Consider the following 9,807-nt stretch of genomic DNA (forward strand, 5'->3'; position numbering starts at 1 on the left):
CGATGGGACGATGGCACGGCGACGTGCGGGCCCAGATCCCGGTCAGCCTGCACCATCACGACGAGGACGCCGCAGTCGGCAACCGCGACTCGTTCATGAACGTCGACCTGCACCACGACGAGTCGGACCCGCTGGCGCGGCTCGACCTCATCAGGGCCGAAACCAGTCGGCGCAAGCGTCTCGACGATGCCGACGAGCTTTACGACCTATTCCACGCGCTTGGCAGGGTCAAACACGTCGGTAGTGCCGCACGGCGACTCGCAGGCAGCCCCCGCGAGTTCTCCGTCTCGATCTCGAACGTGCCAGGCCCGCCCACCCCGATCAGCATCGCGGGTCGGCGGGTTCTGCACCTGTTCTCCTCGTCCGAGCCTGCGCTGCACCACGCGCTGCGGATCTCCGCGGTCTCCTGCGCAGGTGACGTCGGCATCGGGCTCTGCACCGATCCACGTGCCCTGCCCGACGTCGCGCGGCTGGCGGACTGCATCGAAGCGTCGTACACAACGCTGCGGGATGCCGCAGGAGGAGGTCAGCACGATGCCTGAGCAGGCGACGGTCGATGCGCTCGCAGCCAAGCTGGTACCGGCCACGGCGGTGCTCGACCACATCGAACCCGACGCCGAATTGATTGTCGGCGTCGCCAACGGGGAACCGCGGACCGTGATCGACGCCATCGAGGCCGGCGCCGCCGCGCTGACCAACGTGCGGATCCACCAGATGCTCCCGGTGCGCGACCGGCCCTACTTCCACGGCGCGGTCCCCAACCTGCGGCACGTGTCGTGGTTTCTCTCGCCGTACCTGCGCGAGCCGTTCCACGAGGGTCAATGCGATCTGGTGCCCAACAGCTTCAGCGAGATACCGCATCTGATGCGGACCGCGACCAAGTGCTCGCTGCTGCTGTCCGCCGCGTCGCCGCCCGACGAGCACGGCTTCTTCTCCCTCGGATCCCACGCCGACTATGTCGCCGCACTGGCCGGCGAGATGCCCGTCTTCCTGGAGACCAATGCGCAGGTACCGCGCACCCGTGGTGAGAACCACATCCACGTCCGCGACATCGTCGGCTGGTGCAAGGCGGACTACCCGCTCGTCGAGCTCCCGTCCGGGGCGGCCACCCCCGCCGACACCAGGATCGCCTCGCTCGTGGCCGAACGCATCCCCGACGAGGCCACCCTGCAGATCGGTATCGGGTCGGTGCCCGATCAGGTGGTGCGCTTGCTGCGCGATCACCGCCGCCTCGGTGTCCATACCGAGCTCCTTGGCGAGGGCATCGTGGACCTGATCCAGTCCGGCGCGATCACGGGCGAGTGCAAGACCACCCACCGGCACAAGGCCATCACCACCTCGGCCATCGGAACCAAGCGTCTGTACGACTTCATCGCCGAGAACCCCGGTATCGAGTTCTGGCCCGTCGACTACACGAACGACCCACGGGTGGTCGGCCAGCAGCACAGGATGAACGTCGTCAATGCCACCCTGGAGGTCGACTTCCTCGGCCAGTGCGCGTCGGAGTCACTCGGCACCAGCTACTGGTCGTCCTCAGGCGGTCAACCGGACTTCGCGCGCGGCGCGCTCTTCGCCGAGGACGGGCAGTCCTTCATCGTCCTGAAGTCCTCCAACCACGACGAGTCGGTGTCGCGAATCGTGTGCCAACTGCACCCCGGCGCTGCGGTGACGACGTTCAAGAACGTCGTCGACAAGGTCGTGACCGAGTACGGGGTGGCGGAACTACGTGGCCAGCCCATCCGCGAGCGCACCCGCCGCCTCATCGCGATCGCCCACCCGAACTTCCGCGAGCAGCTGGAGAAGGCCGCCAGGACCGTCGGCTATCTCTGATTTGCTAGACAGGCTATGAATACCGCGCCGTCCGACCGATTCCGTGACCCGCGCCACTGCGATCAAGACTGATTCCTGCCAACCGACGATGAAATTCCGCCAATGGAATTAGCGGGCTGAGCAGTGTGTTGAAGGACGCATACCGGGTGGAGAGTTCCAAAACGGTTGAGAAGGGGTTCCGAACCGCAACGGCTCAAACACCAAAGAGGATCAAGGAAGAAGGCTTCGAAATGAAGAAATTCGGGTTTGCCACAATGGCCGCAACAGCATTCGCCGCGGCGCTCGTCGGGCTCGCTGGCCCCGCGCAGGCCACGACGGTCGCCGCACCGGTGTCCGTGTACTCGACCGGCGTCGACCATCACGCGTGGCTCAACGACATCCAGCAGCAGGTGAAGGCGCCACCGGCTCCGGTGGTCGGCAACGGCCGCTGATCCGATAAGCCAAGAAGGGGCACCCGGCAACGGGTGCCCCTTTTTCGTGTCAGAACCTAGCTGGCGGCCCGCCGTAGCGCCAGCTTGCGGAGATCGGCTGGGAGGGCGTCGGCGTCGAGCACGTCGGGCATCAGGTCCGGCTCGAGCATCATCGCGCGGTACACGAAGGCGATGGTGATGCCGTGGTCCGGTCGTGCGACGAGCTCGACGGCATCCCCGCCCCGGATCGACCCGGGTTCGATCACCCGCAGGTACGCGCCAGGCGAACCGCCGTGGGTGAACGTCTTGATCCAGCCGTCGATGCCGAGCCGGTTGGCGAAGGTCTTGCACGGCGTCCTCGGTCGGGTCACCTCGAGCAGCACGCCGTCGGAGCCGATGCGCCACCGCTCACCGATGACGGCGCCGCTGACGTCGATCCCCTCCGTGGTGATGTTCTCGCCGAACATCCCGTTGGTGAGTTCGCGATCGAGCCGAGCCGCCCAGGCGTCGAGATCCTCACGCGCGTAGGCATATACGGCCTGATCGTCGCCGCCGTGCAGCTTGGGATTTCCGATGACGTCGCCGACGATCCCGCTTCCGAGTCCGCCGTGCATCGGCCCCGGCGCCCGCACGGGGATGGCTCCGTCGGTTGGGCGTTTGTCGATGCCGGTCTTCGGGGTGCTCCCGTCCCGACCGATGTACGCGCTGTTCACTGTCAACACCGATGCCACGGCTAAAGGGTAGTCAAGCCGCGACGACCCCGCCTGTTGCGTTAGTCACCGTTCTGCGCCGCCGCGTCCCGCAGTATCTGCTGCAGGCGCTCCATCGGGTCACCGACACCCGGGTGCAGCTGCAGCTCTCCGTCGGGTTGCGTGGTGGTGGACGTCGAGGCCGGCGGCGGCGGAGGCGGAGGCGCGGCTCCGGCAGGCGGGGGTGGCGGGGGAGGCGCCGCTGCCTGGGCCGCGTCGATCTTCTGCGTCAGCCGGGCGGCCGCATCGTCGAGAAGGGCCCGGCGCTGCTCGTCGGCGTCGGTGCTGCCCGTGAAGCATCCGTCGGGGGCCGCGTTTACGACGGCAAGTGCGTTTCGGTACCAGGCGACGGCCGATCCGGCGTCGAATACTCCTGCGGCCCGGTCTCCCATTGTCTCCCTGACGAATTCGAGGTTGACTCGCGCCGGGCAGGATCGGGCGGGTTCGGTGCGCTCGAGCGCGGCGGAGAACTGCCGGTCCGCGTCGTCGAGCCGGCCGTCCAGTACGGCGAGGCTCCCTGCGGCGAAGAACGCCTTCTCGGGCTCCACGACGTTGAGCACGTTGAGCGCAGCGACGTCACCGCGCAAGGCGTCGGCATTCCGCTCGGCGAAGTCGCGGGTGGCCGATCCGCCCGCGATCACGACCGACCACAGCTTCACCAGCACGATGAGCAGCACGACCGCGACGGGCGCCGAGAAGAGCAGCAGCCGGGTCCTGGCGCTCACGCGATCACGCCCGTGTTCAGCCGGGTGCGGCGGAACTCCCGCAGCACCACGTAGAGCTCGAGGAGGAGCAGCGCCGCCGCGAGGATGGCGGGCGCCCAGTAGAGCTCCGTCCGCCCGGAGGCGGCGGCGGGGACGTCGGCTCCCCTTGCGGCGACGGCGGTGTCAGGAGGTGCCACCGAGGCGAGGGAGTCGGCATCGACGCGTGGGACGTACGGCACACCGATCTGGTCGGCGATGCCACGCAGGGCCTGCTCGCCGACCGCCGATCCGTAGCCGAACACCGCACCGCCGTCGACGGCGTCCTCAGGCAGGTTGAACTCGCGAGGCGGCTGCTCCGACTCGGGGGCGCCCGCACCGAGGTAGAACACCAGCGTCTTGGCGCGGGGAAACTGCTGCGCCGCGCTGATGAGTTGATAGCGCAACATGTTTCCCGCAGCGCCCGCATTGACGTTGGACGAGGAGTCAGGCGTCGACGGGTACGGCTCGAAGGTATCCGCCAGCGGCCGCAGACTCCACGTGTCCGCCGAAAGGGGCCACTCGAGCGCGGGCCGCTCAGCGAAGGAGATCACGGCGACGCGGGCGCCCGGGTACCTGTCGATGAGCGTGAGCATGTCGCCGCGCGCGACCGACATCCTCGACTTCCCGTCGGAAGAGTCCCGCACCCGCATGTCGGGCGATCGGTCGACGACCAGGAACACGTTGGGTGCCTCACGATCCGCGACCCGGCTGGGACCGCGCTCGTCAGCATCGATGACGGGTCGTGCGGCGGCCACGAGAAGAAGCAGCATCGCCAAGGTCAGGCCGCACCACCGCCACACCGCGACGCGGGTGCGGCCCTTCGCGGTCAGCCTGCGGAGCACGACGATGCGGGTGGCCAGGATGGCCGCGGCGACGACGCCAAGCAGGATTGGTGGCAGCACGGGCTCGAACGTCATCGTCGTTGCACCACCGGCCACGCCGCCAACATGGCCGCCGCAAGCAGCGCGAGGACCAGTGGGACGTCGGGGGATTCGGTCGACCTGCCGTCGGCGTCCCGCGCGTCGCTGGAGCTGGCCCGTGGCGGGTGGTCGCGGATCTCGGTCAGGCGCGTGGCCACGCCGGAGTCGGCCGAGAATTCCTGCCCGCCGGTGTCTCGCGCAAGTGCGGAGAGGAAGGTCGAATCGGGGCCGGTGGCCAGCACGTTGACCTGGACGCCCGCCGCAAGGGCGACGTCCTTGACTCGATCGGCGGTGAACAACGCCGGACGCGGATCGTCGGGAGACGGTGACTGGCCTTGACCGACGTAGATCAGCGAACGGCGTTGCGCTGCAGCGTGATCGAAGTCCGGAAATCCGGTGAGGCACAATGCCAGCTGGTCCTCGACACTCTCGGCGTAGTCCGAGTAGGACAACGCGGGGGAGAAGGCTGCGACGTCTCCGCGTTGATCGGCAGGCTGGGCGTAATTGGAGAAGGTCTCCTTGACGTACTGGTAGTCCCGGGTCAGCGGTACCACCCGTCGGTTCGGCGACGTCAGGCCGATCCGCTCGGTGCTGAAGTCGTCTGCGTGGTCGGTGAAGTAACGCAGCGTGGCGCCGACGGCAGGATCGGTCACGGGAGCGCCGATGCACACCATGACGTCCTCGGGGTCTTCGCCGTCGAGTTGCCTTGCCGAAGTGAACAATCCGCTCGGGCGCGCGGCGACGATGATCGAGCAGGCGAACATGACGACGAGCAGCGCAATCGTGACGACGGCCGCCCTGGTGCGGTTCCGCTTCGCCCGCACGTATTCGGGCAGCCGGGTCAGGCGGCCCGCGTTGGCCAGCGGCCGCAACCGTCGGCGTTCGGCATCCATCGGCCGCAGCAGCACCGCCGCGATGCAGATCGCCAGAGCCACGCACCCGGCGATCGCGACGACCATCCAGGTCAGGTCCACGACCGGATCAGCTCCTCAGCGTCGTCGCCGATGCGTCCGACGTCGAACTGTGACGCAGCGTTGAACTGTACGTCGGTCAGTTGCCCCAATACGGCTGCGGCGGCCGCGATCTCGCTACGGGCGATGTCGTCGAGCTGCATGTACTCCGCGGGCACGCCCGTCACCCGATGCAGGAACCGGCGGACTTCACCGCTGACCGCGGCACCGGCCTGCGCCGCCTCGAGTTCGCCAGCACGGTAGCGGCCGCCGATCTCGTTCACCGCCCGCGCAAAGCGGTACCGAACCATGCGGTCGCGAGCCGCCCCCACGAGCGGTACGTCACGCAGCCGTCGACGACGGGAAGTGAGGAGGACGACGCCGACGTACCAGCCGACGAGGACCGTCGAGAGCACGATGGCCAGCCACAGTGGCCAGGACGAGTAGGGCGTCGGACCGATGACGTGGCGTAGCAGGTCATCTGGCACGGGCATACACCCCCGTCAGCGCCGTCAGCGAGGTCCGGATGGCGGCGCTGCCCCGAACCGCCGCATGCGGCACCCCTTGCACGGTCATGAACTCCGAGAGTCGTTCACGCCGTTCCGATTCCGCGTGCTGATACGCCTCGACGACACGTGGTCCGAGCGAGGCACCGCTGAGCACCAACCCGCCGTCGCCCACGTCGTAGCCAGCTGACTCGTCCCCGACCGAGCCCACCGCCGGCATGTCCGACACCATCGCCCACAGCACGTCATGGCTGCCACCGAGTTGGGTGAGCACGCCATCGAGCCGAGAATCCACGTCGGGCTCGTCGGACACGACGACGATCAACAGTGGACGACGGTAATGTCTTGCCACCCAGTCGAGTTGAGTGAGGATGCTGCTCCGGGCCGGCTGTGCCGCAGCGTGCTGATGGAATCTGTGCAGCATGTACTCGATGTGCGTCTCACCGCGCCGCAACCGAATGTCGACACACCCGCGGGCGTCACCGAAGACCATGCCGATCTCGTCGGATCGCCGCAGCGTGATCAGTCCCAGCGCGCCGATGACGTTGGCGGCCACGTCGCGCTTCGGCTCGCCGGACGGAGCCAGCGCCGCCGTGTTGCGGCCCGCATCGGCCACCACGAGGATCTTGTGGTGCTTCTCGGTGACGAACCGCTTGATCAACACGTGGCCCGAGCGGGCCGTCGCCTTCCAGTCGATGTCGCGGACGTCGTCGCCAGGCACGTACGGGCGCAGGTCGTCGAACTCGAGGCTGCGGGTGTGCACCAGCGCGTAGCGGCCGCCCTCGAGCATGCCGTTGGTGTCGCGGCCGAAGTGCGCCTTGGCTCGGTCGAGATGTAACCCCATGACCTCACGGCACCCGCACTGCTCGCAGCACCGCGTCGACCACCACGTCGGGCGTGACGCGGGCGCTGGCCGCCTCGAAACCGAGGATCAGGCGATGGCGCAGCACGCGGTGGGCCAGCTGCGCGATGTCGTCGGGAACGACGTGGCTGCGCCCGCGCAGCACGGCCATGGCGCGCGCCGTCCGACAGAAGGCGATGGTGGCGCGCGGGCTGGCGCCGTACTCGATGAGCCGGGCCGTGCTCGCAGGCAGATGGTGTTCGGGCTCACGCGTCACGCCGACGAGATGGCTGGCGTACGTGATCAGCGCGCGGTCCATGTGAACGCCGCGGACCAGCCCCTGCACCCGTCTGATGTCGTCGATGCCCACCACCGGCGCCGTGCGATGCGCCTTGTCGAAGAGGCCCGCGTCCATCCGCGAGATCACCTCGACCTCGTCCTCGGCGGACGGATAGTCCACGACCTCCTTGAGCATGAAGCGGTCGGTCTGCGCTTCGGAGAGCGGGTAGGTGCCCTCCTGGTCCACCGGATTCTGCGTCGCGATCACCAGGAACGGCTCCGGGATCGGATACTCGACGCCCGCGATCGTGGTCTGGCGCTCCTCCATGGCCTCGAGCATCGCGCTCTGCGTCTTCGCGCTGGAACGGTTGATCTCGTCGAGCAGCACGATGTTGGTGTGCACGGGCCCCAGCCGCGTGACGAAGGAGTTGGTCGCCGCCTCGTAGATCTCGGTGCCGATGATGTCGCTGGGAAGAAGGTCGGGAGTGCACTGGATACGCCGAAATCCGCCGTCGATCGACTCGGCGATCACGCGGGCCGCGGTGGTCTTGGCCAACCCGGGAACGCTCTCGACCAGCAGGTGGCCGCCGGCGAGCAGGCCAAGCAGCATCGACTCACGGAGCCGCTGCTGCCCGACCACCTTCGCCGAGAACGCACTCCCGACCGCCCCCACGATCCGCTGTGCTTCGGTCATCTCGCGCTGGTCCAACTGCGATCGCGCTGCGGTCATGAGTCCTTCCGTGCGTTCCGTCGATGGTGGTGTGTACCCGCAACGGCGGACTTCACGCCCCGGCGTCCCCGGTTCCTCCCGTCGCTCGCGCACAGGCACTGCCGTAGGTTGTTGGCGTCATGCTGGGACTACTACTGCCTCTCCTGGGGTTCGCGTTCCTCGATTCGATGAACGTCCTCAACCTGGGAGTGACGTCGGCGGTCGTGTACGACAGCAGGCTCAGCCGCAGGTCAGCGTTGCCTGCGGGACTGAGCTTCGTGGCGGGAGTGTTCACCGCGACCGCCACCTTCGGCGTGCTGACCGTGCTCGGGCTGAGCAACCTGGCCGACCGTGTCGAATTCGAGCTGACTCCCACCGTCCGGTACTGGGGTCAGTTGGTGCTGGGGTTGGTGTTGATCGCGGTGGCGAGCTTCTCGGGATCGGCCAGGCCCGCTCCGCCGCTATGGGCGCTGAACCTGACGCGGCGCAACCCGTGGCTGTTCGGAATCGTCGGACTCGCCATCGGGGTGGGCCAGGCCGCGACGTCCGTGCCCTACCTGACGTCGCTGGCGATGGTGTCCTCCCACAGTCCGCTGCCAACGGCGTGGCCGGCGATCGTGTTGGTGTACTGCGGACTCGCCGCGGTGCCGTCGCTGTTGGTGTTGGCGCTGTCGACGCAGCGGACCATCCGGTCAAGGCGTGTGCAGCGCAACGTCGTTCGGGTGATGACCCGGTTCGGGCCCACTACGGTGCGGGTCCTGTTCCTTGGCGTCGGGGTGGTACTCGTCATCGGTGCGCTGATGAACTACCGCGCGCTGTGGTGAGCGGGCCGCCCCGAAATTCGATTGCGCCGCGCTCGTGGGTGCGCGTTGACTACCCACATGGAGCAGGGGGAGAGAGCGCTGTTGGCGGGGCTACCCGAGGTCGGCTACGCGGCCGGGTCGCCCGGCGGTTGGAACGATTTGTGGCAGAACGCAGTTGGGCGCGCATTGGGCCGTGACGAGTCGTCACCGGTCCACGTCGACGAGGGTCGTGGACTGGCCGCGACGATCTGGGCGGAGCTGACGCGCTAGCACCCCGAGCGTGCGTGAACTCCCGCCGTGAGCGGCGTGTCGTGGGACAGACACGCACGCTCGCGGCGAGAGACCTAGGTGCCGTCGGCGACCCGCGGCGGCTTCTCGGCCGAGGCCGTGTCGAGGACGAGCTCAGCGACTCGCGACCGGTGCTGCTCGGCGCTTCCCAACAGTGCAGCGTCGGTGGTCGCGCGCTTGAAGTACAGGTGCGCCTGGTGTTCCCAGGTGAACCCGATGCCGCCGAGGGTCTGAATGGCGTCGGTGGCGATGCGGCTGAACGCGGCTGAGGCCGTGGCCTGCGCAATGCTGGCGGCGAGCGCGGGATCGTCCGACCCGTCGGTCAGCGCCCACACGGCGTGATAAGCCGTCGACCGGGCGTGCTCCAGGTCGACCAGCATGTCGGCCAACCGATGCTTGACGGCTTGGAACGAGCCGATGGGCCGACCGAACTGCAACCGGTCCTTCGCGTACTGCACGGCGACGTCCAGGATGTGCTGCGCGGCGCCGACCTGTTCGACGGCCAGCAGCGCCGAGCCGACCTGCAGGGCGTGCGCGATGACGCGCTCGGCCTCCTCGGGTCCGGCCACCAGCCGGGCAGGCGCGCCGGACAGCGTGACGCCCGCCTGGGGCCGGGTCTGGTCGACGGTGAGCAGTGCCCGGCGGTCCACGCCTGCGCCCGCGGTGTCGACCGCGTACAGGCCCACTCCGTCAGGGCTCGTCGCGGCGACCAGCAGCTCGTCGGCAGCACCCGCGTCGACCACCCGGTCGACGCTTCCGGACAACGTCCACGCATCCGC

13 protein-coding genes are annotated in these 9,807 nt (G+C 68.3%); 5 read left to right on the top strand and 8 right to left on the bottom strand.

The window, feature by feature from the left end; all coding sequences use genetic code 11:
- From ACRDUX_RS09250 to ACRDUX_RS09260, 3 genes are all read left to right on the top strand, one after another.
- The coding region (locus tag ACRDUX_RS09250; RefSeq protein WP_526413156.1) for a WS/DGAT domain-containing protein at positions 1–542 on the top strand (542 nt) is incomplete at its 5' end.
- The gene (locus tag ACRDUX_RS09255) at positions 535–1,830 is read left to right on the top strand and encodes an acetyl-CoA hydrolase/transferase family protein (RefSeq protein ID WP_526413158.1); all 1,296 of its coding nucleotides are present in this window, start codon (positions 535–537) and stop codon (positions 1,828–1,830) included. The genes ACRDUX_RS09250 and ACRDUX_RS09255, both read left to right, overlap by 8 nt.
- 254 nt (positions 1,831–2,084) lie before the next feature.
- Complete coding sequence (locus ACRDUX_RS09260) at positions 2,085–2,261, top strand: hypothetical protein (RefSeq protein WP_526413160.1); 177 nt, start codon at positions 2,085–2,087, stop codon at positions 2,259–2,261.
- A gap of 56 nt (positions 2,262–2,317) precedes the next feature.
- Here the strand turns inward: ACRDUX_RS09260 and ACRDUX_RS09265 are convergent, their stop codons facing one another.
- The 7 genes from ACRDUX_RS09265 to ACRDUX_RS09295 are packed head-to-tail and all read right to left on the bottom strand — an operon-like array spanning position 2,318 to position 7,958.
- The gene (locus ACRDUX_RS09265; protein ID WP_526413162.1) at positions 2,318–2,971 is read right to left on the bottom strand and encodes an MOSC domain-containing protein; all 654 of its coding nucleotides are present in this window, start codon (positions 2,969–2,971) and stop codon (positions 2,318–2,320) included.
- 41 nt (positions 2,972–3,012) lie between these two features.
- Positions 3,013–3,714, bottom strand: coding sequence for a hypothetical protein (locus tag ACRDUX_RS09270; RefSeq protein ID WP_526413164.1), 702 nt, complete (start codon positions 3,712–3,714; stop codon positions 3,013–3,015).
- Positions 3,711–4,649: a VWA domain-containing protein gene (locus tag ACRDUX_RS09275; RefSeq protein WP_526413166.1), complete on the bottom strand. Its 939-nt coding sequence runs from the start codon at positions 4,647–4,649 to the stop codon at positions 3,711–3,713. Before ACRDUX_RS09275 ends, ACRDUX_RS09270 begins: the two co-directional genes overlap by 4 nt.
- Positions 4,646–5,626, bottom strand: coding sequence for a hypothetical protein (locus ACRDUX_RS09280; protein WP_526413168.1), 981 nt, complete (start codon positions 5,624–5,626; stop codon positions 4,646–4,648). The genes ACRDUX_RS09275 and ACRDUX_RS09280 overlap by 4 nt, the downstream gene beginning before the upstream one ends.
- On the bottom strand, positions 5,617–6,090 hold the full coding sequence (locus tag ACRDUX_RS09285) for a hypothetical protein (RefSeq protein ID WP_526413170.1): 474 nt from the start codon (positions 6,088–6,090) through the stop codon (positions 5,617–5,619). Before ACRDUX_RS09285 ends, ACRDUX_RS09280 begins: the two co-directional genes overlap by 10 nt.
- The gene (locus ACRDUX_RS09290; RefSeq protein WP_526413172.1) at positions 6,080–6,952 is read right to left on the bottom strand and encodes a DUF58 domain-containing protein; all 873 of its coding nucleotides are present in this window, start codon (positions 6,950–6,952) and stop codon (positions 6,080–6,082) included. The genes ACRDUX_RS09285 and ACRDUX_RS09290 overlap by 11 nt, the downstream gene beginning before the upstream one ends.
- Positions 6,953–6,956: 4 nt before the next feature.
- Positions 6,957–7,958, bottom strand: a complete 1,002-nt coding sequence (locus ACRDUX_RS09295; RefSeq protein WP_526413174.1) for an AAA family ATPase — start codon at positions 7,956–7,958, stop codon at positions 6,957–6,959.
- A 119-nt stretch (positions 7,959–8,077) separates the two neighbouring features.
- Here ACRDUX_RS09295 and ACRDUX_RS09300 point away from each other — a divergent pair, with 119 nt between their 5' ends.
- Positions 8,078–8,761: a GAP family protein gene (locus ACRDUX_RS09300; RefSeq protein ID WP_526413176.1), complete on the top strand. Its 684-nt coding sequence runs from the start codon at positions 8,078–8,080 to the stop codon at positions 8,759–8,761.
- A gap of 57 nt (positions 8,762–8,818) precedes the next feature.
- Positions 8,819–9,010, top strand: a complete 192-nt coding sequence (locus ACRDUX_RS09305; RefSeq protein ID WP_526413178.1) for a hypothetical protein — start codon at positions 8,819–8,821, stop codon at positions 9,008–9,010.
- A gap of 74 nt (positions 9,011–9,084) precedes the next feature.
- Here the strand turns inward: ACRDUX_RS09305 and ACRDUX_RS09310 are convergent.
- Positions 9,085–9,807: acyl-CoA dehydrogenase family protein (locus tag ACRDUX_RS09310; RefSeq protein ID WP_526413180.1), on the bottom strand; the 723-nt coding region annotated here is incomplete at its 5' end.

The sequence above is a fragment of the Mycobacterium sp. genome (genome assembly GCF_050701675.1).
In the GTDB taxonomy this organism is placed as follows: domain Bacteria; phylum Actinomycetota; class Actinomycetes; order Mycobacteriales; family Mycobacteriaceae; genus Mycobacterium.

Bases quoted from the DNA above. Each gene is read 5' to 3' on its own strand.
- ACRDUX_RS09295 (WP_526413174.1), bottom strand. From the start codon at position 7,958: ATGACCGCAGCGCGATCGCAGTTGGACCAGCGCGAGATGACCGAAGCA.
- ACRDUX_RS09255 (WP_526413158.1), top strand. From the start codon at position 535: ATGCCTGAGCAGGCGACGGTCGATGCGCTCGCAGCCAAGCTGGTACCG.
- ACRDUX_RS09305 (WP_526413178.1), top strand. From the start codon at position 8,819: ATGGAGCAGGGGGAGAGAGCGCTGTTGGCGGGGCTACCCGAGGTCGGC.
- ACRDUX_RS09290 (WP_526413172.1), bottom strand. From the start codon at position 6,952: ATGGGGTTACATCTCGACCGAGCCAAGGCGCACTTCGGCCGCGACACC.
- ACRDUX_RS09300 (WP_526413176.1), top strand. From the start codon at position 8,078: ATGCTGGGACTACTACTGCCTCTCCTGGGGTTCGCGTTCCTCGATTCG.
- ACRDUX_RS09260 (WP_526413160.1), top strand. From the start codon at position 2,085: ATGGCCGCAACAGCATTCGCCGCGGCGCTCGTCGGGCTCGCTGGCCCC.
- ACRDUX_RS09275 (WP_526413166.1), bottom strand. From the start codon at position 4,649: ATGACGTTCGAGCCCGTGCTGCCACCAATCCTGCTTGGCGTCGTCGCC.